The organism is Actinokineospora sp. UV203 (genome assembly GCF_056323665.1).
Map to the genome: position 1 here is coordinate 4,363,858 of NZ_CM150484.1, position 26,538 is coordinate 4,390,395.

Below are 26,538 nucleotides of genomic sequence, written 5' to 3' on the forward strand. Positions count from 1 at the left end.
CCGCCCGCGAAGCTCCATCAGGGCGCTTTGGCCTAAGGGCAAGATCAGGGCCGCTACCAGGGTTCGCGCCGGATGTCGGTGGGGTCGACCGACTCAACACTGTGCGCATGCGCTTATCCCGGTTCGGCTGGATCACGATGACCGTCCTCTCCCTGCTCATCGTCGCGGCCTCCGCTCACTACCTGGGTTTCGACCCGGACACCTACTTCGAGAAGCAGCGGGACGTCTTCGTCGCCCGCGAGTTCGTGCTCGGCCTCCACATCGCCGGCGCGTTGGTCGCCTTGGCGGCCGGGCCGTGGCAGTTCATGCGGAAGCGGCGGGTTCACAAGATCGTCGGGCGGGCGTACGTCGCCGGGGTGTTCGTCGGAGGTGTGGGCGGGCTGGCGCTGGCGACGACGGCGCACGGGGGTGTCGTGGCGTCGCTCGGGTTCGCGGCGCTGGCCATCGCTTGGCTGGCGACCACCGCGACCGGGCTGGTGATGATCCGCTCGGGTCGGATCGCCGAGCACCGAAAGTGGATGGTTCGCAGCTTCGCCCTGACGTTCGCCGCCGTCACGCTGCGGCTGGAACTGGGGCTCTACGGCGCCCTGGAGATCGACATCCCGTTCGCCGACGCCTACGCGGCCATCGCCTGGCTGTGCTGGTTGCCCAATCTCCTTGTGGCCTGGCTGCTCACCAGGACGGACCAACTAGGGTGGGTGCGTGCTGCTGAGCGACCGTGACCTGTGCAAAGAACTCGATTCCGGACGACTGGGGATCGAGCCATTCGAGCCGCTGATGGTTCAGCCGTCGAGCGTGGACGTGCGGTTGGACCGGTTCTTCCGGGTCTTCAACAACACCAAGTACACCCACATCGACCCCCGCCAGCAGCAGGACGAGCTGACGTCGCTGGTCGAGGCCGACGGTGACGAGCCGTTCGTGCTGCACCCCGGCGAGTTCGTCCTCGGCTCCACCTACGAGCGCGTCACCCTGCCCGACGACCTGGCGGGCCGCCTCGAAGGCAAGTCGTCGCTCGGGCGGCTCGGGCTGCTGACCCACTCGACCGCCGGGTTCATCGACCCGGGCTTCACCGGACACATCACCCTCGAGCTGTCCAACGTCGCCAACCTGCCGATCACCCTCTGGCCGGGCATGAAGATCGGGCAGCTCTGCCTGTTCCGCCTGACCTCGCCGTCGGAACACCCGTATGGCTCGGAGAAGGCCGGGTCGCGTTACCAGGGGCAACGCGGACCTACGCCGTCGCGCGCGTACCTGAACTTCCACCGGGTCGACACCCGGCGCTGATCCCTGCCCTGCCGGGACGTTCACCGCGAACCGGTGTCAGTCCGACCGCGACCAGCGGGAACACCGCCGCCACGGTCAGCGCGAGCGGCCACCCGATGGCCGTGACGATCGCGGCGAACGCGGGCGCGACCGCCATCGCCATCGAGTTCTGCCCGGTGTTCTGCACGCCCATCGCCCGTCCCGCCCACGCGGGGCCGGCGAGTTCGGCGGTCGCGGTGAACGACAGGCCGTTCGGGCACGCGGCGATGATCGTCACCGCCACCAGCCCGAACAAGGCCAGCGCGGGCGCGAACACATCGCCTAACGCCCACACGACCATCGCCACCGTGCCCGCGGCGGCGATGATCCGCATCGGCCGCATCCGGCTGTCCACCCGGTCCGACCAGACCCCCGCGCCGATCCGTCCCCCGGCTCCGAGCAGCTGGACCACGGCGAGCAGCGCCCCAGCCTGCACCGGGTCCCAGCCCTGCTCGTTCACCAGGTAGGTCAGCGCGAACACGGCGCCGACGAACTGTGGCCACACCAGCAGCGCGCTCGCCATGTGCACCCGCCAAAGCCGCATGTTCCCGTACGGCGACGGCGCCCGGACCCGCGAGCGTTCCTCGCGCGGGTGGCTGGGCACGACCACGGCGACCACCACTCCCATCACCAGGCAGATCCCCGCGGGCACGAGCAGCGCCTCGCGGTAGCCCCAGGCGAGTCCCAGTGGCGGCAGGATGACCGCGGCCAGGCTCAGTCCGAGCGGCTGCGCGCTCTGCCGGATCCCCATGGCCAGCCCGCGCTGGGTCACGTCGAACGCGGCGAGGATGGCTCGGCCGCTGGTCACGTTGATCGACGAGCCGAAGCCGCCCGCCGCGACCAGCGCCAGGCCGAGTGCCGCGGGTCCGTCGATCAGCGCCGCCCCGACGCCGCAGACGCCGGTGCCGAGCGTGCCGACGGTCATGATCAGCCGCTCGCCGAACCGGTCGGCCAGGGCACCCCAGATGATCAGCATCGCCAGCACACCCAGCAGCGGCGCGGCTGCGAGGGTGCCCGCCTGGGTCAGCGTGATGCCCTCGGTCTCGCGCATGAGCGGGATCAGGAAAGGGACGCCGTAGAGAAGCGAGATGGACCCGGTCTGCGCGACGACGATGACCGTCAGGATTGACCACCGGGACCGGACCATATGTTTAACATAGCTAACGATTCCTAGATCGCGGAACCGTCTTTCCATATGTTGAACACAGCGAAGGGCGCGACCGACTTCGGTCGCGCCCTTCGCCTCGTGGATCAGACGGTCGAGTTGTCCTCGTCCGGCAGCGGCGTGCCGGTGGGGGTCACGTCGGTCGGGATGTCCTGCACCGGCGCGGGCGCCCGCTTCACCGACGACAGCAGCAGCTGCGCGACGTCGATGACCTCGACGTGTTCACCTGCCAGGCCGTCGGCCTTGCGCGCGGTCACGCCGTCGGTGAGCATCACGCGGCAGAACGGGCAGCCGGTCGCGATCTTCGACGGAGCCGTGCCGAGCGCCTCGTCCACGCGCTCGACGTTGATCCGCTTGCCGACCCGCTCCTCCATCCACATCCGCGCGCCACCCGCGCCACAGCACATCGCGCGGTCGGAGTTGCGCGGCATCTCCCGCAGGTTCGCGCCCGCGGCGCTGACCAGCTCACGCGGCGCCTCGTAGATCTTGTTGTGGCGGCCGATGTAGCACGGGTCGTGGTAGGTGACGTCCTCGGCGACCGGGGCCACCGGCACCAGGCGACGCTCCCGCACCAGCCGGTTGAGCAGCTGCGTGTGGTGCACGACCTCGAACTGCCCGCCGAGCTCCGGGTACTCGTTCGCCAGGGTGTTGAAGCAGTGCGCGCAGGTCACGACGACCTTGCGCTTGCCCTTCTCCCGGCCCTCGAACACCGAGTTGATGACCTCGACGTTCTGCTGCGCGAGCATCTGGAACAGGAACTCGTTGCCCGCGCGGCGGGCCGGGTCGCCCGTGCAGGTCTCCTCGGTGCCGAGCACGACGTAGTTGACCTCGGCCATGTGCAGCAGCTCGGCGACGGCCTGCGTGGTCTTCTTCGCGCGGTCTTCGAACGCGCCCGCGCAGCCGACCCAGAACAGGTACTCGGTGTCGTCGGCGAGCTCACCGTCAAAGACCGGCACCTCGAAGTCCAGGGCCTCGGTCCAGGCGAGCCGGTCCTTGGCGTTCTGGCCCCACGGGTTGCCCTTGTTTTCCAGGTTCTTGAACATGCCGCCCAGCTCGGACGGGAAGTTCGACTCGATGAGCACCTGGTAGCGGCGCATGTCGACGATGTGGTCGACGTGCTCGATATCCACCGGGCACTGCTCCACGCACGCGCCGCAGGTTGTGCAGGACCACAGCACCTCGGGGTCGATGACGCCGAGCTCGTCGACGCCGCCGATCAGCGGGCGCTCGGCCTCGGCCAGCGCGAGGACGTCGACGTTCGAGTGGTCGGTCAGGCCGATCTCGTCGCCCGCCATGTCCTTCTTGCCGCCCGCGAGCAGGTACGGCGCCTTGGCGTAGGCGTGGTCGCGCAGCTGGGTGATCAGCAGCTTCGGGGACAGCGGCTTGCCGGTGTTCCATGCGGGGCACTGCGACTGGCAGCGGCCGCACTCGGTGCAGGTGGTGAAATCGAGCCAGCCCTTCCAGGAGAAGTCCTCGACCTTGCCCGCGCCGAACGCGTCGACCTCCGGGTCGGCTTCCTCCAGGTCGAGCACCTTGCCGCCGGACATCATCGGCTTCATCGCGCCGAGGGCGACGCCGCCGTCGGCCTCACGCTTGAAGTAGATGTTGAAGAACGCGCTGAAGCGGTGCCACGCGACACCCATGGTCATGTACTTCGCGACCACGTAGACCCAGATCATCGCGCCCATGAGCTTGACGAACGCCAGGACGGAGATCAGGTTCGGGCTGGCGGGCAGCAGGTCGCCGATCGGGTTGGTGACGAACGCGGCCCACAGTGGCAGTTCGTGCGCGCCGAGCGCCGCCTTGGCCGCGCGGACGCCGAGGATGCCGATGCCCTCGAAGATCACCACGAACTCGACGAAGTACGCCTGCCGGAAGTTCGAGCCCTGGAAGCGGGACTGCCGGTCGGCCCGGCGCGGGTGGTTGAGCTGGCGGATGATCACCAGCGCGAAGCCGCCGAGGATGGTGCCGATGCCGAGCAGCTCCATCAGGAGGTGCCAGAGGCTGATGTTGTCGAGGATCGGCCAGCCCCAGGTCGGCACGAACACCTCGCCGTAGGCCTCGAACAGCGCCGCGGAGCCGATGAGGAAGCCCCACATCACCAGCCAGTGGGCCAGGCCGACATGCCGGAACTTGTTCATCCGGGTGTGGGCGGCGAACTCGACGAACATGTTCGTCATGCGCGGCACGAACGGGCCGTTGCGCGTGGCGTCCGGCTGTCCGAGGCGGACGATTTTCACCATCCGCCCGACAGTGCGAACGAACATGCTCCAGGCCACGAGGCTGACCGCGACGGCGACCAGACCCAGTGTCAACTGCACGGCACCCATGTGGCGGTGACCTTCCCTCGATTCCCGATCGAACTCGGGACCTTAGCTGTTCTTACTCGTCGGTAACCGACTTAGCGAAGCCTAAGTCGGCCAAGTGTGGCGCACACCTCGGCAACTACTGGGACGTGTGTTCAGGTAGTTTGGCGAAATGCATCCGCTCATCTTGCTCGCCGTGGCGATCGTCGGCGAGGTGACGGCGACCATCTCGCTCAAGATCTCGGATGGTTTTACAAAACTGTTCCCCTCGGTTGTCGTGATCGTCGGATATGGCGTGGCGTTCACCGCGCTGGCCCGGCTGCTCAAGCAAGGGTTCCCGGTCGGCGTCGCCTACGCGATCTGGGCGGCGGTCGGCGTCGCGGCCGTCGCGGTCATCGGTGCGCTGTTCCTCGACGAGCCGTTCAACCTGACCATGGGCCTCGGCCTGGCGATGGTCATCGGCGGCGTGCTGCTGCTCGAACTCGGGCGGACGCACTGACCCGCTCGTACCGCCGGGTCGACGGCCGCAAGGCGCGCGGCGACCGGCGGCGCACGGAGATCGTCGAGGCGACCCTGCGGGTGATCGAGGCCGAAGGCGTCGTCGGCGTGAGCCACCGGTCGGTCGCGCGCGAGGCGGGCGTGCCCCCGGCGTCGATCACGTACCACTTCGCCGGTCTCGACGACCTGCTCGTGGGCACGCTGACCTGGTCGGCCGAGAGCATGGCGGCAGAGGCACGCGTCCTCATCGAGTCGAGCCGGATCAAAGGCAGCAACCCGGCCGCCGCGGTCGCCGAGATGCTGGCTTTCGCCGTCGGGCCCCGGCGCGGGCGCACGATGGCCGAGTACGAGCTCTACCTGCTCGCCGCCCGCCGCCCCGAACTGCGCCCGGCCGCCCGGATGTGGCTCGACGTCCTCACCAGCCTGGCCCGGCACCCCGACGAGGTCGGCTTCCGCGCCTTCCTCGCCGGCGTCGACGGAATGCTCATGCAGGGCCTCATCGACGACGAGCCACCCACCGCGGCCGAGCTGCTGCCGGTGGTGGAGCACCTGCTCGCCCCGCTGCGGTAGGTCCTACGACCAAAGGCCTACGCCGACTCCATCCAGGGACCGATGTGGGCGCGTCCCGATCTGCCTAACGTTGATCAGGTGATCAAGAAAGCCCTGATGGGCGCCCTTCTCGCCGTCGTCGCTCTGGTCAGCCCAGCCACCGCCGATCCGGCCCGGCTCGAGCTATCCCCGCCCACCGGCCGCTACCTGGTCGGGGTGGACACCCTGCATCTCGTGGATTCCTCGCGCGTCGACCAGTGGGCGGGTGGACCGCGCGAGCTGATGGTCTCGGTCCACTACCCCGCTCTCGCCCGGCTCGGGCCGCGCGCGCCGTATCTGAGTGAGGCCGAGGCGAAGGCGGTGATCGAAATCCAGGGCTACACGGGGATCGACCCGGCCGTGGTCGCCGCGACACGAAGGCACGCGCGAGTCGACGCGGTCCCGGTCCCGCGGCGGTTTCCGCTGGTGGTCCTGTCGCCGGGGTTCAGCCTGCCGCGGGCCACGCTGTCGGCGCTCGCCGAGGAGGTCACCTCCCAGGGTTACGTCGTCGCCGTCGTCGACCACGCCTACGAAGCGGCGGCGATCACCTACCCCGATGGTCGAGTCCAGCCGTGCGTCGCGTGTGACGCGGTACGGGAGGGGAAGTTCGCCGCGATCGCCGAGGGACGCGCGGCGGATGTGTCGTTCGTGCTCGACCGGCTCCGGTCCTGGCGGCACGCCCGGGTGATCGACCGCTCGCGAATCGGCATGGCGGGCCACTCCATCGGCGGCAACGCGGCGGCCGAGACCATGCGGACCGATCCGCGGGTGCTCGTCGGCGCAAACCTCGACGGCACGTTCTTCGCGCCGGCCACCGGCTTGGACCGCCCGTTTCTTCTGGTCGGCACCGATGACCACACTCCGGCCGCGACCGAGGACACGACTTGGGCGCGGGCTTGGCAGGTGCTGACCGGGCCTCGGCGCTGGGTGACGCTGCCTCGTGCCGGGCACCTGTCGTTCACCGATTTCCCGCTGCTGGGCCAGCAGCTCGGCTTACCCGGCGACCCGGAGCTGAGCGGCACGCGGAGCGTGGAGATCACCCGTGGGCTGCTGGTCGCGTTCCTCGACCGGCACCTCAAGGGCCGCCCGGTGACCCAGCCGGTCTACCCCGAGATCCAGGAGTGGAGGTAGGGATAACCCCCGGGTCGAGTCGGGGGCATTCCTGATGCCCGCGGCGGCCGCTGATCACTAGCGTTCTCCGCAGTCGAGGCACGAGGTTGAGGGGGACGGGATGGCGCGGAAAGCGTTGTTGCAGGGGGTGTTCGCCATGGGGGTGGCGGGCGCGGTGCTGCTGTCGGGGGCCTGCGGAATGGTCACCAAGCGGTACGCGGACAACGAGGCCGTGGGTCAGACCATCCGCTCCGTCCTCGTGGCCAACGACTCGGGGGCCGTCAAGATCCGGACGGGCGGGACCACCAGGGTCCACCGCCAGGTGCACCACAACTCCGACCGGCCGGGCGCCACGCACCGGGTCGACGGCGACGTGCTGATCCTGGAGTCCTGCCCGGTCCGGAACTGCTGGGTCGACTACGACGTGGTCGTCCCGGAGGGGGTGACGGTCAGCGGCAAGATCGACTCGGGGGATGTGGAGATCGAGGGCGCCGGATCGGTCAACGTGTCCGCCGGGTCGGGGAACGTGACGGTGCGCAAGGTGGCCGGGAAGGTGACGGTGGCGGCCGACTCGGGTCGGGTCGAGCTCGTCGACATCGGGGACAACGTGGCGGTCGACGTCTCCTCCGGCAGCGTCAAGGCGGTCGGGCTGGGGGGCTCGGCCGACATCGGGGCGTCGTCGGGGAGCATCGAGGTGGCGCTGGTCGAGGTGGGGAACGTCCGGGCCCGGGCGAACAGCGGCCGGGTCCAGGTCGTCGTGCCGCAGGGGAGATACCGCGTCAACGCGGTGGTGGACAGCGGCGACCTGGACAACGGCATCGGCAGCGATGTCGCGGCGGCCAACTTGGTGGATGTGGAAGCCGACAGCGGCGACGTGTCGATCCGATTCGGCTGACCCGGGTCACGTGGGAACACACGCACCACCGTCACACCCGTGGCGGTGGTGCACCCGTGCGTAGGGCGGCTTCGCGAGGCGGCCGTCACACCGGGAACAAGGCGACCGACTCGCTCGTTGGGCCTGCAGGAAGGTTGAGTGAGGACGGCTCAAGTTTGAAAACTGAGTCCGGTACGCTCAACTCTAGAGAACGCACCACAGCTACTGCAGGAGGAAACACCATGGCGCGAGCGGTCGGCATCGACCTGGGGACGACCAATTCCGTCGTCGCCGTCCTTGAGGGCGGTGAACCGACGGTTATCGCCAACTCGGAGGGATCCCGGACGACCCCTTCCATCGTCGCGTTCGCCAAGAACGGTGAGGTGCTGGTCGGCCAGCCCGCCAAGAACCAGGCCGTGACGAACGTCGACCGGACGGTCCGTTCGATCAAGCGGCACATGGGCGAGGACTGGCGGACCGCCGAGATCGACGGCAAGGCCTACACCGCGCAGGAGATCTCCGCGCGCGTGCTGATGAAGCTCAAGCGCGACGCCGAGTCCTACCTGGGCGAGACGATCACCGACGCGGTGATCACCGTCCCCGCGTACTTCGAGGACGCGCAGCGGCAGGCCACCAAGGAAGCCGGTCAGATCGCCGGCCTCAACGTGCTCCGCATCGTCAATGAGCCCACGGCGGCCGCCCTGGCCTACGGCCTGGACAAGGGCGCCAAGGAGCAGACCATCCTGGTCTTCGACCTCGGTGGCGGCACGTTCGACGTCTCGCTGCTCGAGATCGGCGACGGCGTCGTCGAGGTCCGCGCGACCTCCGGCGACAACCACCTCGGCGGCGACGACTGGGACCAGCGCATCGTCGACTGGCTGGTCGAGAAGTTCAAGGCGAGCAACGGCATCGACCTGACCAAGGACAAGATGGCGCTGCAGCGCATCCGCGAGGCCGCGGAGAAGGCGAAGATCGAGCTGTCCAGCTCGAACAGCGCCAACATCAACCTGCCCTACATCACCGTCGACTCCGACAAGAACCCGATGTTCCTGGACGAGAACCTGACCAGGGCCGAGTTCCAGCGCATCACCGCCGACCTGCTCGACCGCACCCGGGCGCCGTTCAACAACGTCGTCAAGGACGCGGGCGTCTCCGTCGGCGAGATCGACCACGTGGTGCTCGTGGGTGGCTCCACCCGCATGCCCGCCGTGGCTGAGCTGGTCAAGGAGCTGACCGGCGGCCGCGAGGCCAACAAGGGCGTCAACCCGGACGAGGTCGTCGCCGTCGGCGCCGCGCTGCAGGCCGGTGTGCTCAAGGGCGAGGTCAAAGACGTCCTGCTGCTCGACGTCACGCCGCTCTCGCTCGGCATCGAGACCAAGGGCGGGGTGTTCACCAAGCTCATCGAGCGCAACACCACCATCCCGACCAAGCGCTCGGAGATCTTCTCCACCGCCGATGACAACCAGACCACCGTGGGCATCCAGGTGTTCCAGGGTGAGCGCGACTTCGCCGCGGACAACAAGAAGCTCGGCACCTTCGACCTGACCGGCCTGCCGCCCGCCCCCCGTGGCGTGCCGCAGATCGAGGTCACCTTCGACATCGACGCGAACGGCATCGTGCACGTCGGCGCGAAGGACCTCGGCACCGGCAAGGAGCAGTCGATGACCATCACCGGCGGCTCCGCGCTGCCGAAGGACGACATCGACCGCATGGTCAAGGACGCCGAGGCGCACGCGGAAGAGGACAAGAAGCGCCGCGAGGAGGCCGAGGTCCGCAACCAGGCCGAGACGCTCGTCTACCAGACGGAGAAGTTCGTCAAGGACAACGACGAGAAGATCCCGGCCGAGGCCAAGGAGAAGGTCAACGCCGCCATCCTGGAGGCCAACACCGCGCTCGCGGGCACCGACATCCCGGCCATCAAGGCCGCGATGGAGAAGCTCGCGACCGAGTCCCAGGCCATGGGTTCGGCGCTCTACGCCAACACCGGCGCGGACGCGGCCGCGGGCGACGGCTCGACCGAGGCGCCTAAGGCTGACGCGGCCGACGGTGCCGACGATGTCGTCGACGCCGAGATCGTGGACGAGGACAAGGAGAAGAAGTGACCGATCAGCACAGCTCTGACGGCGAGGAGCCGCAGGTCGTGGTGCGTGATCGGCGACGGATCGACCCGGAGACCGGGCAGATCCGCACAGCCTCCGACGACGCCGCGGCGCCCGCCCATGCGGCCCCCGAGCCTGAGCCTGAGCCCGTCCAGGTCGACGAACTCGACCCGGCAGCGGAGTTCAAGGCGCAGCTCGACGAGCGCACCGCCGACCTGCAGCGCCTGCAGGCCGAGTACGCCAACTACCGCAAGCGCGTCGACCGCGACCGCGAGGTCGTCGCGACCGCGGCCAAGGCGCAGGTGGTCAACGAGATGCTGTCGGTCCTCGACGACATCGAGCGGGCAGGCGCCCATGGCGACCTGACCGGCGCGTTCAAGGCGGTGGCCGAGAAGCTGGCGGCCGCGCTGCAGAAGGCGGGCCTCGAACCGTTCGGCCACGAGGGCGAGCCGTTCGACCCGTCGGTGCACGAAGCCGTCCAGCACAACACGTCCCCGGACGTGGCGGGCCCGACGGTCACCGGCGTCCTGCGCCGCGGCTACCGCTTCGGCGACCGAACCCTGCGCGCGGCGCTGGTGGCGGTCACCGACGCCGAGGCCGGACCGGTCATCGTCGACCAACCGGCCGACGAACAGAACTGAGCGAAAGGAGGAGACGTCCGGTGAGCGCTAGGGACTGGATCGACAAGGACTTCTATCGTGAGCTTGGCGTCTCCTCCGACGCCGGCGACGCGGAAATCAAGAAGGCGTACCGAAAGCTCGCCCGCGAGCTGCACCCGGACGCCAACCCGGGCAACACCGACGCCGAGGCCAAGTTCAAGTCGGTGTCGGAGGCCTACGGCGTCCTCGGCGACCCGGACAAGCGTAAGCAGTACGACGAGGCCCGGTCGATGTTCGGCTCCAGCGGTTTCCGCCCCGGCGGTTTCGGCGGCGGTGGCGGCGGGTTCGACTTCGACTTCGCAGGCCAGCCCGGTCAGGGCGGGTTCGGCGGCGGGGGCTTCAGCGACCTGCTCGGCAACCTGTTCGGCCGCACCCGCGCGGGAGCGACCGCCGCGGGCAACCGCCCCCGGCGCGGCGCGGATGTGGAGACCGAGGTCCGCATCGACTTCGTCGAAGCGGTCAAGGGCGCCACCGTCCCCTTGCGACTGTCCAGTCCGTCCACATGCGACACCTGTCACGGCTCCGGCGCCCGTCCGGGCAGCAGCCCCAAGATCTGCGCGACGTGCGGTGGTGTGGGTCTGGTGAGCCGCAGTCAGGGCGCCTTCGCCTTCAGCGAGCCGTGCCGCGACTGCCGCGGCACCGGCCGCACCATCGACGACCCCTGCCCCGACTGCGGCGGCGAGGGCGTCAGCACCAAGACCCGAACCCTCACCGTGCGGATCCCCGCGGGCGTCGAGGACGACCAGCGCATCCGCCTCGCGGGCCAGGGCGAGCCCGGCCGCCAGGGCGCGGCCGCCGGCGACCTGTACGTCCGCGTGCACGTCACCCCGCACGCCGTCTTCGGCCGCAACGGCAACGACCTCACCTTGAAGGTGCCGGTCACCTACCCCGAACTGGCCCTGGGCACGACTTTGACGGTCCCCACCCTCGACGCCCCGGTCTCGCTGCGCGTCACCCCCGGCACCACGCCGGGCCGTGTCCTGCGCGTCCGCGGCAAGGGTGTGGTCAAGCGCGACGGCCAAGCAGGAGACCTGCTGGTCACACTGGCCGTCACCGTCCCACCCACGCTCGACGACGCCGCAAAGTCCGCCCTCGAGGCGTACGCCGCGGCAACCAACGCGCACGACCCGCGCCCGGAGCTGACGGCGATGGTGCAGAAGGCGAGGGAGTCATGAACCCCTTCCCGCCCGGGGCCGACGAGGACACCCCGGTCTTCGTGATCTCGGTGGCAGCCCAGCTATCGGGCCTGCACGCCCAAACCCTGCGCAGCTACGACCGCCAGGGGCTGGTCTCCCCAGGCCGCACCTCCGGCGGCGGCCGCCGCTACTCAATGCGCGACATCGCCCTGCTCCGCGAGGTCCAGCGACTGTCCCAAGAGGACGGTGTGAACCTCGCGGGCATCAAGCGCGTCATCGAGTTGGAAAACGAAGTCGACGCCCTGCGCGACCGCATCTCGGAACTGGCCCAGGAGCTGGCCTCGGCCTACGCCGCCGCGGAGCAGGCAGCCGCCGCCATCCACAAGTCATACCGAAACGACTTGGTCCCAGTGCGCCAACAGACGGCCCTGGTGGTCTGGCGCCCCCAGCCCCGCCGCTGACTTCACGACGCAAGCACGGCGGCGCCCCGCCCAGAAGGGCTCAGGCCACCCAGGCCCCACAAACGCAACGCGCCGATCCAAATGACCCATTTCGGGTGGCGGCCACCCCACGAACGCTTGGGGAAGAACGGAACGGAACGGTCTGTCTAAGTGGCCCGTCACCACCGGGGGAACGCTTGGAGCGGAACGGAACGGTCTGTCTAAGTGGCCCGTCACCACCGGGGGAACGCTTGGGGCAGAACGGAACGGTCTGTCTAAGTGGCCCGTCACCACCGGGGGAACGCTTGGAGCAGAACCGAACGGCCTATCTAAGTGCCCCCCACCACCCTGATTCGCAAGGGGCAGAACAGAACCACCCAAACAGGCACCCCAGCCAGGGCCAGCCGGCGAACCACCCACACAGCCCCGCCGCTGACGCACCGGACCAGAACCGGGACACACCGGATCAAACGGGAAGCGCCGGATCACAACGGAAAGCACCGGATCAGAACGGCCAGTCCCCGCTTCGCCCGGCTTCGAGGAGCGGGATCATCCGGAACGCGGCGTCCGTGAGCCCGCCGAAGGTGTGCCGGTTGCCGCTGCCGCTGGGCGCGTGCCCGTGCTGGTACCCGGCCAGATTCCACGTGTAGAGCGGCACCGTGTCGGGCACGACGTCATGCACGTCGCCGCCCCCAGCCTGCTCGTCGGTGATGATGACGAGCCGATCGTGGAACCCGCGGCGGAGGTGCTTGGCGATGGCGCCCGGGGTATCCGTGCCACCGCCGAGGAAGTACCCACCGCTCTTCCACCGGTCGACCGACCGCAGCAGCGACTCGCCCTTCCGCATCGCGAAGGGCTTCGTCTTCGGCCCGGCAGGGTCGTTCATGTAGTACCGCGCGGACGAGAACGACACGACTTCGGCGTTCTTGCAGCGCCCGCCCAGTGCGATCCCGAAGACCGCCGCCGCGTCCCACCGCTTCAGGGTTCCATCCTTGGAGAACCCGGAGTCCATGGAACTCGACGTGTCGACCAGGATCAGGGTGCGCCCGCCGAGCTTGGGCACGTTGTCCAGGGACGCGGTGAGCGCCTTGTCCAGGGCATGGCCCCACCGCAGGCTGGGCGCGGCGCGGTGCGCGGAGAGAAACCGCATCGGCAGTTGTCGCGAGCGGGCGACCTGGACGGGGTCGGCGAGTCGAGCGGCGACCCCCTCGGCGACACCGTCGGAGACACCGGCCTCATCGAAGTTGCGTAGGTTCCGCAGCAGCGCCATGTAGCCCATGGTCGGGATGACCGTCTCCCAGGCGTGGGCGTCGAGCGGGCCCTGTAGCCACCCGGCCAGCGACTCCCACGTCATGCCGGCCTCGCGCAGGACCTGCGTGGCCTTGTCCGCGTGAAGCAGGCCGCGGCGGTCCGCCATAGGGACCGCGGTGAGCTCCGCACGCGCCCGAAGCACGGCGAGGCTGTCCGGAATGGGGTTGCCGCGGTTGTGTCGCTTGTCGAGGGCGTGCTTGTACAGCTCGCCTTGGGCGGGCGTGTCGCTGTTCGGGTGGACGAGGTCGATGACGTCACCCATGCGGTAGCCGCGGGCGGCGCTGTCCCACTTCAGCAGCGCGCGCTCGTCGTAGAGCCTGCGGACGGCGTCGGCGATGCCACGCTTCACGGGCTTGGGGACGTTGCGTCCGTGCACGGACGTCCAGTAGGCAAGCATCTCCCCGGGCTCGTCGGCACGCAGGAGCACGCTGTCGATGACCGAGCGGTTGCTGGGCCCCTGGCCGCTCGGCTGATCAGCGGTGAGTCGGGCGCGGACGAATTCCGCCGCGCCCACAAGGGATGCGGTGCGCATGTTGGCCTCGGCGCGCAGCCAGCGCAGGAACCGGGCCGTCCACTCGGGGTCGGTCAGCGCGGCCTGGCCGACGAGCTGGGCGTACCGCTCGTCGCGCCTGCCGCCAGGCTCGTAGAAGGTGTTCTCGCCGACCATGTTCGTCACGGCAAGCAGGAACAGCTCGGACTTCGTGTCCCGCGCGTACCCCGCGCCGCCCTCGTGGGTGACGCCCGACGGCGTGTGCTCGCCGGAGATCGGCGAGGTGACCGCCGGTCGCGCGGCGGTGGTGTTGAACTTGCTCACGATAAGCCCCCATAAATGCGGGAGCGGCCAACTTTCAGAGAGGCCCGAGATCGAAGTCGGTGACGGTGACAAGCTGCTCTACCAATTGAGCTACCTCGACCCAAAGTCGAGAACGGGACTCGAACCCGCAACCCGCCCATTTAAAGATGGAAGTAACCGCTACCTGCGCACCGGGCACATCTGAAGTTGTCGCCCCCGAGATCAAATCGCTCGCGGTGTTGTTCTTTGAAGGAAGTAGCCGCGGGCTACGCACCGGGAGTGCGGTGCAACCGTAGCAATGCGCCCGGTCAGTCCGCGCCTGGTTTTCGGCTCGCCTAATCGACGGTGAACGGGTCGTACGTGATTCGGTCCAGCGGAGTGCCCGCCACGAGCATCCGCGACACAGTGGCCCGGATCATCCCGGGAGATCCGGACACCAGCACGTCCCGATCCCCCCATGCCCCATACCGGGTCACCACGTCCGCCAAAGTCCCTTGCTCTGTCCCAGGAATCCCGGATTCCTCCACCACCGGCACCACAGTCAGCCACGGATTCACCGCGGCAATGCTCTGTAGCGCGGGAACGTCATAGAGATCCTCTTCGATCCGCCCACCGATGAACAGGTGGACGTGAGGATTCTGCCCCCACTGCGACAGGTGATCGATGATCGCCCGCATCGGTGAGACCCCAGTCCCGCCGGCGACCATCAGCACGTCGCGCGAAGTCTCGCGGGAAACGCTGATCCGCCCCATCGGCGGACCCATCTTCCATGTGTCGCCCACATTCGCGTGCGCCACGATCGACCGGCTGACCCAGCCGCCTTCGACACCGCGGATGTGGAAGTCGATGGTCCCGTCGGGTCTCGGCGCGTTGGCCGGGGTGAGGTACCGCCACAACCGGGGGCGCTGCGGGACTTCGACGCTCACGTACTGCCCCGGCAGATACGGCACCGGGTAGTGCGGCCGGACCCGCACGATCGCGATCTCCCAGCCGATCCGCTCATGCGAGATGACCTCGGCGGGCCAGTACGCGGGCCCTTCGTCGGCCGCGGCCGCGTCGAGCATCGAGCGGGCCATGATCGTGTACGCCTCGGCCCAGGCGCGTTCGACCTCGTCGGTCCACGCGGGGCCGGCGAACTTCTTGACCGACGAGATCAGCGCCATCCCGACGGCTTCGTAGTGGGAGCTGATGACACCGAACTTGCGGTGGTCACGCCCAAGTTGCTGAAGGAACGGCACCAGGTCGTCGGGCCGGTCGACCATCTGCACGACGTGCACCAGGGCACGCAGCAGGCGGGACCGCTGGACCTGCATGTTCGCGGGGAACATCTCGCGGGCGGACGGCTCGATGGTGAAGAGCATCCCGTAGAAGAACTGTGCGACCTCTCCGGCGCGGGGCTCCACCACCGCGAAGCTCTCCCGGACCAGCCGCACCATCGTCGACACTGCGGTGGGCGAGTCGGTCCGAGGCTGTGAGCTTGGGATGGGGCTCACCAGGGCGTTGGCTGTCATGATCGGGGGGTGACTCCACCTCTCGGGCGCCGGTTAAGCCTGGCAACACGGTACTAGAGCGACGTCCCCCGACGGAGTGTTCAGCGTAGTCCGATTCCATGGAAGAGCCGCGAAGATCACCCTAAGGTGTGCCGTATCCTCACGCTTGGTGATCTAACTACGGCCTAATGGGGGACGTACGGTCGGCGGATGTCGCTTTCGGCTGATCCTCGTGAAACGGTGGCGGGGTGTGGCACGACCTCGCGTTCATGGCTGCCGACCTCTGCGCTTCGCACGGTCCGTTGGACGATCGGGCGGCTGAGTTCATCGGCGGGGTCTCGATGGCCTACATCGCCACCGCCGACGCCGACGGCGGCTGTGCCGAGGTGGTCCGGAAGGGGCCGCCCGGGTTCATCCGGGTGATCGACGATCGCAGGCTCGCCTACCCGGAGACCGAACCGCTGCCCGACGGCGCCCGCGTCGGGATCCTGTTGATCGATCTCGGGCCGACCGTCCGCGGGCTGCACATCAACGGCCGCGCCCACTCCGTCGCGCGAGATGATCTTCCGGCCGAGCTCGCGGGCCCGGAACGGTGGGTGCTGGTCGACGTACACGAGACCTACGTTCACGAGCGAGCGACCGGACGATAACGTTCCGTGACTCGACCGGGACGAAAGGGCGCACGTGACCGAGAACGCGCGCGAACAGGCCGCACAGGCGCTCGAATCCGAACTGTCGAAACTGTTCGGCCGCGCGCGCAGCGTCTCGCTGACCCTCGCGGCCAAGGTGCACCCCGGCCTCGACGGCGCGTCCTACGCCCTTCTCTTGCACCTCAACGACATCGGCGCGGTGCGGGCGGCGGACGTGGTCGAGCGCACGGGTCTCGACAAGTCCACCGTCAGCAGGCAGATCGCCCGGCTGACCGAGTTGGCGCTGATCGAGCGGGTGCCCGACCCGTCCGACGGCCGCGCCCGGCTCGTCCAGCTGACCGAGACCGGCTCGGAGCGGCTGGCGAAGGTGCGCAACGACCGCTGGCAGAAGCTGCGCGCCATGTTCGGCAAATGGTCCACCGACGATCTGAGCGAGTTCTCCCGCCTTCTCGGCAAGCTGAACGCCGACCTGTGATCAGCTCCACTTTGCGGCGACCTCTTCGACACCCGACGTTTCCGCTGCGTACAGCCGGTTTGATCGCCACAGTGTGATCACTCCCATCGAGATGCCACCCACTTGGCGGCTTCCTTTCGGCGGGTGCGTCCGTTTGTGGACGAAACCCACAGCCGCCTGTGGATAGCCTCCTGGGCTTTGTGGATAACTGGGCATCGGGTGTGGACAGCGCCGTTGCGACGGGTGAGTGACCTGCTTGGCGGCGGAACACCTGGTCGTTTCGGCATGACCGGAAGTGGTCCACGTCCTAAGGTTGAGTGGAACTGACTCAAGTTTTCGCGCGTTGGATCCGGTGACTGGCGAACGTACGACCCGAGGTGGCAGATGGACGCGTTCAATCCGACGACCAAGACCCAGCAGGCGATCTCCGCGGCGGCCCAGTCCGCCTCGACGGCGGGCAACCCCGACATCCGCCCGGTGCACCTGCTCAGCGCGCTGCTCGCGCAGAGCGACGGGCTCACCGCCCCACTGCTCACCGCCGTCGGAGCCGATCCCGAGACTGTCCGCAAGGAGCTGGAGCCGCTGCACCGCGCCCTTCCTTCGGCGACCGGCGCGACCGTGTCCTCCCCGCAACTCGCGCAGCAGGCGCTGCGGGCGATCACGCACGCGCAGAAGCTCGCCACCGAGATGGGCGACGAGTACGTCTCCACCGAACACCTGCTGGTCGGGCTCGCGGCCGAGGGCGGCGACGTCGCCGAGGTCCTCAGGCGGCACGGCGCGGGCGCCGACGCGCTGCGGGAGGCGTTCGCCAAGGTGCGCGGGTCCGCGCGGGTGTCGAGCCCCGATCCGGAGGGCACCTACCAGGCGCTGGAGAAGTACGGCCTCGACCTGACCGAGCGCGCCCGCAAGGGCGAGCTCGACCCGGTGATCGGCCGCGACGCCGAGATCCGCCGGGTGGTCCAGGTGCTTTCCCGCCGCACCAAGAACAACCCGGTCCTCATCGGTGAGCCCGGTGTCGGCAAGACCGCGATCGTCGAGGGCCTCGCCCAGCGGATCATCGCCGGTGACGTGCCGGAGTCGCTGCGCGGCAAGCGCGTCGTCGGCCTGGACCTCGGTTCGATGGTCGCGGGCGCGAAGTTCCGCGGCGAGTTCGAGGAGCGGCTCAAGGCCGTGCTCAAGGAGATCACGGAGTCCGCGGGCCAGGTGATCACCTTCATCGACGAGCTGCACACGATCGTCGGCGCGGGCGCGACCGGTGAGGGTGCGATGGACGCGGGCAACATGATCAAGCCGATGCTGGCCCGCGGCGAGCTGCGGATGGTCGGCGCCACCACCCTCGACGAGTACCGCAAGCACATCGAGAAGGACCCGGCGCTGGAGCGCAGGTTCCAGCAGGTCCTGGTCGGCGAGCCGTCGGTCGAGGACACGATCGGCATCCTGCGGGGCCTCAAGGAGCGCTACGAGGTCCACCACGGTGTCCGCATCACCGACACCGCGCTGGTCGCCGCCGCCACCCTGTCCGACCGCTACATCTCCGCGCGTTTCCTGCCGGACAAGGCGATCGACCTCGTCGACGAGGCGGCGTCGCGGCTGCGCATGGAGATCGACTCCCGCCCGGTCGAGATCGACGGCGTCGAGCGCGCGGTCCGCCGATTGGAGATCGAGGAGATGGCATTGTCCAAAGAGGACGATGCCGCCTCCCGTGAGCGGCTCGCCGCACTGCGGGCCGAGTTGGCCGAGAAGCGGGAGGACCTGGCGGGTCTGACCGCCCGCTGGCAGAACGAGAAGGGCTCGCTGGACCGCGTCCGCGAACTGAAGGAACAACTGGAGTCGCTGCGCGGCGAGTCCGAGCGGGCCGAGCGCGACGGCGACCTGGGCCGGGCGGCTGAGCTGCGCTACGGCCGGATTCCCGCGCTGGAGAAGGAACTCGACGCCGCGACCGAGGCCACCGCGACCCAGCCTGGGGAGCAGGTGATGTTGAAAGAGGAGGTCGGCCCCGACGATGTCGCCGAGGTCGTCTCCGCGTGGACCGGCATCCCCGCGGGCCGGATGCTCGAAGGCGAGACGCACAAGCTGCTCCGGATGGAGGACGCCCTCGCCTCGCGGGTCGTCGGCCAGGCCGAAGCCGTGCGTGCTGTCTCCGACTCGGTCCGCCGCGCCCGCGCGGGAGTGTCCGACCCGGACCGCCCGACCGGCTCGTTCCTGTTCCTCGGCCCCACCGGCGTCGGCAAGACGGAGCTGGCGAAGGCCCTCGCGGAGTTCCTGTTCGACGACGAGCGGGCGATGGTCCGCATCGACATGAGCGAGTACTCCGAGAAGCACTCGGTGGCCCGTCTCGTCGGCGCCCCTCCCGGCTACGTCGGCTACGACCAGGGCGGCCAGCTCACCGAGTCGGTCCGTCGCCGCCCGTACAGCGTCGTGCTGCTCGACGAGGTGGAGAAGGCCCACCCGGACGTCTTCGACGTGCTCCTGCAGGTCCTCGACGACGGCAGGCTCACCGACGGCCAGGGCCGCACGGTCGACTTCCGCAACACGATCCTGGTGCTGACGTCGAACCTCGGCTCGCAGATCATCGCCGACGCCAACCTCGACGAGGTGCACCGCAAGGACGCCGTGATGTCGGTGGTGCAGCGGCACTTCAAGCCGGAGTTCCTCAACCGGCTCGACGACGTCGTGGTGTTCCACTCGCTGGCCACCGAGGAGCTGACGTCGATCGTCGACATCCAGGTCGCCAAACTTGGCCGCAGGCTCGCCCAGCGCAGGCTGAACCTGGAGGTCACCCCGGCGGCACGGGAGTGGTTGGCGCTCAACGGTTTCGACCCCGTCTACGGCGCCCGCCCGCTGCGCAGGCTGGTGTCTTCGGCGATCGGCGACCAGCTGGCGAAGGCCTTGCTGTCCGGCGACATCCGCGACGGCGACACGGTGCGGGTCGACATCGCCGACGACAACACCGCCCTCACGGTCGGCCGCGCCGACTGACGGCATGACGATAGGGCCGTACCCCTTGGGCGGCCCTATCGTCGGCTAGTCGATCACCTGGCGCAGCAGGTACGCCAAGCCGTTGGCGTGGCCACTGGGCGTCGGGTGGTACATGTCGGCCACGCTCCAGCTCTCCCGTTGAGGTACGGGTCGGCCCTAGCGGACGCTCGCCGCGATGGCGGTGCCGAAGGCGGCCATGCCCTGGGCGTTCGGATGCAGCGGCGCGGCGGCTGTGGTCGGGATCAGGCCTTCGAGGTACCGATTCGACGGTGCCGCGCAGGTGTCGTGACCGACCGAAACCGCCGCGAGGTCGACGAACGTCGCTCCACGCGACGCGGCCTGGTCGCGCAAAACACCGCTCAGCTTGTCCACCGACGCCTGGATGTAGTTGGCGTCGCGCGCCCAGATCGGCTGGATCGGGTAGCAGCCGTCGCGCTGGATGTAGGTGCCGTAGCCGGCGACGACGATCTTCGCTTTCGGCGCCTTCGCCCGGATCGCGTCGAGGGCCTGGCCGAACTGCGGGGCCCACGCGGCGATAGCCGTGCCGAGGGAGTCCTTGCCGCCCGCGTTCAACCGGTCGGCGCAGGAGAAGCCGAACGGCTCGGGGAGCAGGTTGATACACCCCAGCGCCGCCTGGACCAGGCCGATGTCGTTGCCGCCGATGGTCAGCGTGACCAGGTCCGTGCCCGAGTTCAGCGCGTCGTACTGCGGCGGGAGGAAGCCGAACTGGCGGCCGGTGAAGTCGGTGATCTTCGCCCCGGAGCACGAGACGTCGGTCAGCCGGGCGCCAAGGGCCTTCGCCGCGACGGCCGGGTAGTTGTTGTCCGATCGCAGGCAGGCGAGGTTGATGTCCTGGTTCGGGATGAGCGGTCCGGCGGCCGCCGAGTCGCCGAGGGCGACGTAGTCGATCGTGTCGTCAGCCACCGCCGGCATGCCCACCGCGAGGGTGGCCGCGGTGACCGCCAGGGCCAGGCTGAGCCGTCGCACCAGCATTGGGTGCTCCATTCTGTGTTACTAGCGAGTAATCTCCTGGTCACATGGTGGTGGACACAATCCCTGGTGGGCGCTGGGAGATTGGCCCAAAGTTTCGGAGGAAACTTGTGACCGATCACAACAGAATCGTCTTCGGCGGCACGCCCCTGCACTCGCGGCTGAGCTCCCAGCTCCCGGAACTGACCGCGTTCGTGATCAAGCGGCTGGTCGGCGGGCTCGACGTCTACAGCAGGCTGCCCGCCGAGGAGCTGTCGGGCGACGTCGCCCGGATCATCGAACAGGCCATCCGCCTGTTCCTCACCGTCCTGCGCACCGGGACGCTGCCCGACCCCGCGGATCTGGCGATCGTGCGCGAGTCCGCGGCCCGCCGCGCCGAGGAAGGCCTGCCGATCGACGCCGTGATCGGCGCCTACCACCTCGGCGCCCAGGCCTGCTTCGAGTTCGTCGAGCCCGAGGTCCAGCCGGATGAGCTGAAATCGGTGTTCGAGGCGCACCGGCTGCTGTTCAACTACCTGCGCCTGACCACCGGCGCCGTCGCCGCGGGCTACCTCAGCGAGCGCCAGTCGATGTTCGGTGACGAGCACGGCGCCCGGCAGGCCTTGCTCGCCACCCTGCTCGACGGCGGCCTGCCCGCCGAGGTCGCGGGCACCCGACTGCCCCCGGGTTACTTCGTGGTCAGCCTGTCCATCGGCAAGCATCCCGACGAGACCATCGCGGGCGTCGACCCCGGCGTGGCCGGCCGCCGGAAGCTGCGCAGGCTCCGCACCGAACTCGACCGCCGGTCACGGGAGCCGGTGTTGTCGATGCTGTCGGTCGACGGCGGCCTGGCCCTGATCCCCCACCACACCGCTGCGGCCTCGACCTCCCCCGAGGACTGGTCGAGGCTTGACGTGCTCGCCGCCGCGTTGAGCAAGGCCGCGGGCGCGCCGGTCGTCGCGGGTGTCGTCGCCACCGAGCCGGCCGGCGTCCCGGACGCGGCGCGGCTCGCGGGCGAACTCCGCGAGGTCGCGATGATCTACGCGAAGCCCCCCGGCATCTACCGGCTGGCCGACCTGCTCCTCGAATACCAGCTCACCCGGCCCAGCCCGGCCCGCGACCACCTCGCGTCGCTGCTCGCCCCCGTCGCGGACAAACCGGACCTCCTGCCGACCCTGCGGGTCTTCCTCGACACAGGTCTCAACCGCCGCCAGACCGCCACCCAGTTGCGTGTTCACCCCAACACAATCGACTACCGGCTGCGCAAGATCGCCGGCCTGACCGGCCTGCAGGTGGCCCGGCACGAGGACCTCCTGTCGATCCGCGCGGCCCTGTCCGCCCTCGACGCGACCAACGTTCACGGATAAACCTTCAGCCACACCACCCGTGATCTTGAACCCGCGCGCCTGACGACTACGCTGCAAGACGTGGGCATACCCGCGTGGGTCTGGTTCGTCATCGCCGCGGTCGCGTTCGTCGCGGGCGGCCTTTTCTTGCTGCGCGATCGCGCTCGTCTCACCTCGAGAAACCGCGAGCGACACCGTTGGGCGGCCCTGCGCGGCTGGCAGTTCGCCGAGACCGACCACGTCCTGCCGAGCAAGTGGAGCGGCGGCGCCATCGCCTACTACGGCGACGGCGTGGCCCGCGACGTCGTCACCGGCTCGACGTTCACCGCCGACGGCAGGCGCCGGGTCTACGTCTTCGACCTGGAGATGGGCGGCCGGGTCAACACGGTCATCGTCGCCGTCCAGTGCCGTCGGGTGCATCCGGTCGTGGTCGAGCTGTGGATCCCGAGCACGCCGTTCCAGCGTGAGCACATGCCGGAGCTGCTCGGCCCGGTCGGCCAGCGCTACGCCTTCGTCTCCGACATCGCGGGCGCCCGCGCGCTGATCACCCCGGACCTGGTCGACGCCACCGAGGAGATCGGCCCGGACATCGCCGTCGCCTGGATCGAGGACGGCTGGGTCCTGGCCGCCGCCGCGCCCAACTCCAGCCCGTCGCGGCTGGAGCGGCTGCTGCGCGGCGTCGGCGAGATCGCCGACGTCGTCGACCCGTTCGACGCCGAGACCGAATCGGCGCCCGGACTGCACAGCGTCCGGCAGATCGACGACAACAGCTGAGCCGGAAGCGGACCTCCCACATCCCCATTACCACCCAGTAGGTTGATCGCATGCCTACCGCGCTCATCACCGGTGCCACCGCGGGCATCGGCGCCGCATTCGCCCGCAACCTCGCCAAGGCCGGATACGACCTGGTGCTCGTGGCCCGCAACACCGAGCGCCTCAAGTCGACGGCGGCCGAGCTGACCGCCGCCCACGGCATCCTGACCCAGGTCATGACCGCGGACCTGGCCACCACCCGCGCGCGCAAGCGGGTCGAGGACCGTCTCGCCGACGCGTCCCGGCCGATCGACCTGCTGGTCAACAACGCCGGGTATGGCACGGCCACCCCGTTCGCCGAGGCGGAGATCGACGTCCTGCAGTCGCAGCTCGACGTCAACGCGACCACGGTCATGCGGCTCACCCACGCGGCGCTGCCGGGCATGATCGACCGCGGCCACGGCGGGGTGATCAACGTGTCCAGCGTCGCCGGGTTCTTCCCCTTCACCGGCCCGGCCTACGCGGCGACGAAGGCGTACGTGACCGCGCTGTCGGAGGGGCTGTCGTCGTCGCTGGCGGGTACCGGCGTCCGGGTCGTGGCGCTGTGTCCCGGCTTCACGCACACGGAGTTCCACCAGCGGGTCGGCGAGGACGTCTCGGCCATCCCGGAGTTCCTCTGGCTCGACGCCGACCGGGTCGCCGCCGAGTGCCTCGACGACCTGGTGTCCGGGCGGTCGCGGTCCATCCCCGGGCTGCAGTACAAGGCGCTGATCGGCGTCGCCAAGGTCCTGCCGCGCGGCCTGCTGCGCGTCCTGCAGAAGCGGGCCGCCAAGGGACGCCGCCGAGGCTAGGTCCTGTCCTGCGAGTCCGGCACGCGCTATTCGCGCCCGGGCGGCCCCTGGCCGCACCGGCGCGAAGCCCAAGTACAACCCGGTACGAGCGGCATCGCCCCGGCGCGTCCAGGAACCACCCGGATCACGAATCCCGCGCACCGGACTCACAGGACAGGACCTAGGCTCAGGCCATGACGAACCCGCAGCCCGGCTGGTACCCGGACAACCCTGGGTCGAACGTCCTGCGCTGGTGGGACGGCACCCAGTGGACCGCCCAGACCCAGCCCGCCCAGCAGCATGCGCGCAGCGACGCGAGCGCGTGGGAGCTGTCGCTCGAAGGCGCTCACGATCCGAACCGGATCAAAGAGCAGCAGCGCAAGGCCGGGGTCGGTCAGGCCGGGCAGGGCGGCGGAACGCTGTTCACCGAGCCGGTGCTGGTCGTCAATCAGAAAGTAAAACTGATTGAAATGGCGTCCGAGTACTCGGTCTTCGACCAGCACGGGCGCCCGGTCGGGTTCGTCGCGCAGGTCGGGCAGAGCACGCTGAAGAAGGTCGTGCGGTTCCTCGGCGAGTACGACCAGTTCTTCACCCACCGCTTCGAGGTCCGCGACGCCAACCACCAGCCGGTGCTCGCGCTGACCCGGCCGCGCAAGGTGTTCAAGTCGCGGATGATCGTCGAGCGGCCAGACGGGCAGCCGGTCGGCGAGATCGTCCAGGACAACGTCTTCGGGAAGATCCGGTTCTCGTTCATGGTCAACGGTCAGCAGATCGGTGGCATTCAGGCGGAGAACTGGCGGGCGTGGAACTTCGCCGTGCTCGACCACTCCGGCGCCGAGGTGGCGCGGATCACCAAGACGTTCGAGGGCTTCGCCAAGACCCTGTTCACCAACGCCGACAACTACGTCCTGCAGATCCACCGCCCGCTCCAAGACCCCCTGATCAGCATGGTCGTGGCGTCCGCGCTCACCGTCGACACGGCGCTGAAGCAGGACAGCCGCGGCCTCGGCTGAACCACGTGAGAGACTGACGACCTGTGCGAACCGCTCCGAGTGTCGACCTGACCGCCAAGCGCGAATTGGCCCGTCTCGTCACCGAACTGGCCGTTGTCCATGGGCGCGTGACCTTGGCGTCCGGCAAGGAAGCCGACTACTACGTCGACCTCCGCCGGGCCACCCTCCACCACGCCGCCGCCCCCCTGATCGGCCGTCTGCTGCGGCAGGCCACCGCCGACTGGGACTACGTCGCCGCCGGCGGCCTCACCCTCGGCGCCGACCCGGTGGCCCTCGCGATGATGCACGCCGCCGCCAACGCCGGTGAGGTCCTCGACGCCTTCGTCGTGCGCAAGGCGCTGAAGGAACACGGCATGCAGCGCCGCATCGAGGGCATCGAGGTCGCCGGCCAGCGGGTACTGGCGGTCGAGGACACGTCCACGACCGGCGGCAGCGTGCTGACCGCTGTCGACGCCCTGGAAGAGGCCGGAGCGATCGTCGTCGGCGTCGCCACCGTCGTCGACCGGGGCACGGAGGCCCGCGAAGCCATCGAGGCCAGGGGTTTGCCGTACCGCTCGCTGCTCGATCTCGCCGATCTAGGCCTCTGACCAGGCGCGTCCTCCCGATCCGCGGGTACCGTGGAGGTACTGGGGCTCGGGAGGATGCGCATGGCCGGTGTTCTCGCCGCGGCGACGATGGTCGTGCACTTCATCGCGCTCCTCTACATCGGCCTTGGCGGCTTCCTGGCCTGGCGCTGGCCCAAATCGATCTTCGTCCACGTCTTCTTCGCGGCTTGGGGCGTGATCGTCAACGTCCTGCCGGTCACGTGCCCGCTGACAGCGATCGAGAACTACTTCCGAAGACAGCAGGGCCTCGGCGAGTTACCGGGAGGATTCAATGAGCACTACATCATCGGGGTCTTTTTTCCGGAGGACTATGTTCAGGCCGTGGCAATCGGAGCGTTGATCGTGTTGGTGGTGTCCTACGTCGGTGCGTACGCCCGCCGGCACCGGCCCCTGGTCCCGACCACGTGAGCGGTCCGACCGAAGACCCGGAGACCGGCCCCACCGAATGGGTCTTCGGCGAACCCGTGGGCGTCGGCCCCTGGGAGGGCCCCTGGCCCACAGACGACCGCTACGACCCGGAGTTGCTGGCCGAAGGCGACCGCCGCAACGTCGTGGACGCCTACCGATACTGGCGACGGGACGCGGTCATCGCGGACCTCGACACCCGCAGGCATGATTTCCACGTCGCCATCGAGAACTTCCAACACGACCACAACATCGGCACTGTCGTCCGCACCGCCAACGCCTTCGCCGCCCGGGCGGTCCACATCATCGGCAGGCGTCGCTGGAACCGGCGAGGTGCGATGGTGACGGACCGGTACCAGCACGTAGACCACCACGCGACAGTCGATTCCCTGCTGGCTTACGCGAAAGCCTCCGGCTTGGCTGTGGTGGGCGTCGACAACACCACCGGTTCGGTCCCGATCGAGACCACCGAGCTGCCCCGGGAATGCGTGCTCATCTTCGGGCAGGAAGGCCCCGGCCTGACCGCCGAAGCCCGAGCGGGCGCGGACCTGCTGGTGTCTATCGCCCAATTCGGCTCGACCCGGTCGATCAACGCGGGCGTGGCGGCAGGCGTGGTCATGCACTCATGGGTCCGAACACACGCGGACCTCACCCAGGCCTGGTAACCCACAACCCGCGAGTCGCCCCTTCCAGCAAACGAGTCGCCCCTTCAGGCAAGTGAGTTCGACATTCGGGGCTCGCGAGTTCACTCGTCGAGACCGCT

General features: G+C 69.1%; 25 protein-coding genes. 20 read left to right on the forward strand and 5 right to left on the reverse strand.

Features of this window, described 5'->3' with window-relative positions; all coding sequences use genetic code 11:
• Nucleotides 1-107 precede the first annotated feature (107 nt).
• Together ACUZ2Y_RS20785 and dcd are read left to right on the forward strand one after the other, a co-directional pair.
• Nucleotides 108-722 (forward strand): DUF2306 domain-containing protein, encoded by a 615-nt coding sequence (locus ACUZ2Y_RS20785; RefSeq protein WP_476321349.1) that lies wholly within the window; start codon nucleotides 108-110, stop codon nucleotides 720-722.
• The gene (gene dcd, locus ACUZ2Y_RS20790; RefSeq protein ID WP_476321351.1) at nucleotides 703-1,284 is read left to right on the forward strand and encodes a dCTP deaminase; all 582 of its coding nucleotides are present in this window, start codon (nucleotides 703-705) and stop codon (nucleotides 1,282-1,284) included. The genes ACUZ2Y_RS20785 and dcd overlap by 20 nt, the downstream gene beginning before the upstream one ends.
• Here dcd and ACUZ2Y_RS20795 read toward each other — a convergent pair.
• Complete coding sequence (locus ACUZ2Y_RS20795; protein WP_476321353.1) at nucleotides 1,232-2,449, reverse strand: MFS transporter; 1,218 nt, start codon at nucleotides 2,447-2,449, stop codon at nucleotides 1,232-1,234. The genes dcd and ACUZ2Y_RS20795 overlap by 53 nt on opposite strands.
• Nucleotides 2,450-2,553: 104 nt before the next feature.
• Nucleotides 2,554-4,797, reverse strand: a complete 2,244-nt coding sequence (locus ACUZ2Y_RS20800) for a (Fe-S)-binding protein (protein ID WP_476321355.1) — start codon at nucleotides 4,795-4,797, stop codon at nucleotides 2,554-2,556.
• A 148-nt stretch (nucleotides 4,798-4,945) separates the two neighbouring features.
• On the opposite strand from ACUZ2Y_RS20800, the gene ACUZ2Y_RS20805 reads away from it, so the two are divergent.
• The 8 genes from ACUZ2Y_RS20805 to ACUZ2Y_RS20840 all read left to right on the forward strand — a co-directional run bounded on the left by ACUZ2Y_RS20805 (nucleotide 4,946) and on the right by ACUZ2Y_RS20840 (nucleotide 12,198).
• Nucleotides 4,946-5,272: a DMT family transporter gene (locus ACUZ2Y_RS20805; RefSeq protein WP_476321357.1), complete on the forward strand. Its 327-nt coding sequence runs from the start codon at nucleotides 4,946-4,948 to the stop codon at nucleotides 5,270-5,272.
• A complete protein-coding gene (locus ACUZ2Y_RS20810) occupies nucleotides 5,269-5,841 on the forward strand; it encodes a TetR/AcrR family transcriptional regulator (protein ID WP_476331976.1) in 573 nt (190 codons plus the stop codon). The genes ACUZ2Y_RS20805 and ACUZ2Y_RS20810 overlap by 4 nt, the downstream gene beginning before the upstream one ends.
• A gap of 78 nt (nucleotides 5,842-5,919) precedes the next feature.
• Nucleotides 5,920-6,990: an alpha/beta hydrolase family protein gene (locus ACUZ2Y_RS20815; RefSeq protein WP_476321359.1), complete on the forward strand. Its 1,071-nt coding sequence runs from the start codon at nucleotides 5,920-5,922 to the stop codon at nucleotides 6,988-6,990.
• A 100-nt stretch (nucleotides 6,991-7,090) separates the two neighbouring features.
• Nucleotides 7,091-7,864 (forward strand): DUF4097 family beta strand repeat-containing protein, encoded by a 774-nt coding sequence (locus tag ACUZ2Y_RS20820; RefSeq protein ID WP_476321361.1) that lies wholly within the window; start codon nucleotides 7,091-7,093, stop codon nucleotides 7,862-7,864.
• Between the two features lie 221 nt (nucleotides 7,865-8,085).
• Nucleotides 8,086-9,945, forward strand: a complete 1,860-nt coding sequence (gene dnaK, locus ACUZ2Y_RS20825) for a molecular chaperone DnaK (RefSeq protein WP_476321363.1) — start codon at nucleotides 8,086-8,088, stop codon at nucleotides 9,943-9,945.
• A complete protein-coding gene (grpE, locus tag ACUZ2Y_RS20830) occupies nucleotides 9,942-10,583 on the forward strand; it encodes a nucleotide exchange factor GrpE (RefSeq protein ID WP_476321365.1) in 642 nt (213 codons plus the stop codon). The genes dnaK and grpE overlap by 4 nt, the downstream gene beginning before the upstream one ends.
• A gap of 20 nt (nucleotides 10,584-10,603) precedes the next feature.
• Complete coding sequence (dnaJ, locus tag ACUZ2Y_RS20835; RefSeq protein WP_476321367.1) at nucleotides 10,604-11,776, forward strand: molecular chaperone DnaJ; 1,173 nt, start codon at nucleotides 10,604-10,606, stop codon at nucleotides 11,774-11,776.
• Nucleotides 11,773-12,198, forward strand: coding sequence for a heat shock protein transcriptional repressor HspR (locus ACUZ2Y_RS20840; protein WP_476321369.1), 426 nt, complete (start codon nucleotides 11,773-11,775; stop codon nucleotides 12,196-12,198). Before dnaJ ends, ACUZ2Y_RS20840 begins: the two co-directional genes overlap by 4 nt.
• 484 nt (nucleotides 12,199-12,682) lie before the next feature.
• Here the strand turns inward: ACUZ2Y_RS20840 and ACUZ2Y_RS20845 are convergent, their stop codons facing one another.
• Together ACUZ2Y_RS20845 and ACUZ2Y_RS20850 are read right to left on the reverse strand one after the other, a co-directional pair.
• Nucleotides 12,683-14,302 carry a TROVE domain-containing protein gene (locus ACUZ2Y_RS20845; RefSeq protein ID WP_476321371.1) on the reverse strand — a complete coding sequence of 540 codons (1,620 nt, stop codon included), beginning with the start codon at nucleotides 14,300-14,302 and terminating at the stop codon, nucleotides 12,683-12,685.
• Nucleotides 14,303-14,616: 314 nt separating this feature from the next.
• Complete coding sequence (locus tag ACUZ2Y_RS20850) at nucleotides 14,617-15,792, reverse strand: FAD-binding oxidoreductase (protein WP_476321373.1); 1,176 nt, start codon at nucleotides 15,790-15,792, stop codon at nucleotides 14,617-14,619.
• A gap of 227 nt (nucleotides 15,793-16,019) precedes the next feature.
• Here ACUZ2Y_RS20850 and ACUZ2Y_RS20855 point away from each other — a divergent pair, with 227 nt between their 5' ends.
• From ACUZ2Y_RS20855 to clpB, 3 genes are all read left to right on the forward strand, one after another.
• Entirely contained in the window at nucleotides 16,020-16,421 is a 402-nt protein-coding gene (locus tag ACUZ2Y_RS20855; RefSeq protein ID WP_476321375.1) for a hypothetical protein, read from the forward strand.
• A gap of 34 nt (nucleotides 16,422-16,455) precedes the next feature.
• A complete protein-coding gene (locus ACUZ2Y_RS20860; RefSeq protein WP_476321377.1) occupies nucleotides 16,456-16,896 on the forward strand; it encodes a MarR family winged helix-turn-helix transcriptional regulator in 441 nt (146 codons plus the stop codon).
• Between the two features lie 363 nt (nucleotides 16,897-17,259).
• Nucleotides 17,260-19,854, forward strand: coding sequence for an ATP-dependent chaperone ClpB (clpB, locus tag ACUZ2Y_RS20865; RefSeq protein WP_476321379.1), 2,595 nt, complete (start codon nucleotides 17,260-17,262; stop codon nucleotides 19,852-19,854).
• A gap of 156 nt (nucleotides 19,855-20,010) precedes the next feature.
• Here the strand turns inward: clpB and ACUZ2Y_RS20870 are convergent, their stop codons facing one another.
• Entirely contained in the window at nucleotides 20,011-20,847 is an 837-nt protein-coding gene (locus ACUZ2Y_RS20870; RefSeq protein ID WP_476321381.1) for an SGNH/GDSL hydrolase family protein, read from the reverse strand.
• A 107-nt stretch (nucleotides 20,848-20,954) separates the two neighbouring features.
• Between ACUZ2Y_RS20870 and ACUZ2Y_RS20875 the strand changes: the two genes are divergently transcribed.
• The 7 genes from ACUZ2Y_RS20875 to ACUZ2Y_RS20905 all read left to right on the forward strand — a co-directional run bounded on the left by ACUZ2Y_RS20875 (nucleotide 20,955) and on the right by ACUZ2Y_RS20905 (nucleotide 26,440).
• Entirely contained in the window at nucleotides 20,955-22,190 is a 1,236-nt protein-coding gene (locus tag ACUZ2Y_RS20875; protein ID WP_476321383.1) for a PucR family transcriptional regulator, read from the forward strand.
• Nucleotides 22,191-22,250: 60 nt separating this feature from the next.
• Nucleotides 22,251-22,943 carry a type III secretion system chaperone family protein gene (locus ACUZ2Y_RS20880; RefSeq protein WP_476321385.1) on the forward strand — a complete coding sequence of 231 codons (693 nt, stop codon included), beginning with the start codon at nucleotides 22,251-22,253 and terminating at the stop codon, nucleotides 22,941-22,943.
• A 50-nt stretch (nucleotides 22,944-22,993) separates the two neighbouring features.
• Nucleotides 22,994-23,773 (forward strand): SDR family NAD(P)-dependent oxidoreductase, encoded by a 780-nt coding sequence (locus ACUZ2Y_RS20885; RefSeq protein ID WP_476321387.1) that lies wholly within the window; start codon nucleotides 22,994-22,996, stop codon nucleotides 23,771-23,773.
• Nucleotides 23,774-23,946: 173 nt separating this feature from the next.
• Entirely contained in the window at nucleotides 23,947-24,765 is an 819-nt protein-coding gene (locus tag ACUZ2Y_RS20890; RefSeq protein ID WP_476321389.1) for an LURP-one-related family protein, read from the forward strand.
• Between the two features lie 23 nt (nucleotides 24,766-24,788).
• Nucleotides 24,789-25,352, forward strand: coding sequence for an orotate phosphoribosyltransferase (pyrE, locus tag ACUZ2Y_RS20895; RefSeq protein WP_476321391.1), 564 nt, complete (start codon nucleotides 24,789-24,791; stop codon nucleotides 25,350-25,352).
• A gap of 60 nt (nucleotides 25,353-25,412) precedes the next feature.
• Nucleotides 25,413-25,778: a DUF2784 domain-containing protein gene (locus ACUZ2Y_RS20900; protein WP_476321393.1), complete on the forward strand. Its 366-nt coding sequence runs from the start codon at nucleotides 25,413-25,415 to the stop codon at nucleotides 25,776-25,778.
• Nucleotides 25,775-26,440: a TrmH family RNA methyltransferase gene (locus tag ACUZ2Y_RS20905; RefSeq protein WP_476321395.1), complete on the forward strand. Its 666-nt coding sequence runs from the start codon at nucleotides 25,775-25,777 to the stop codon at nucleotides 26,438-26,440. Before ACUZ2Y_RS20900 ends, ACUZ2Y_RS20905 begins: the two co-directional genes overlap by 4 nt.
• The last annotated feature ends 98 nt before the right edge of the window (nucleotides 26,441-26,538 follow it).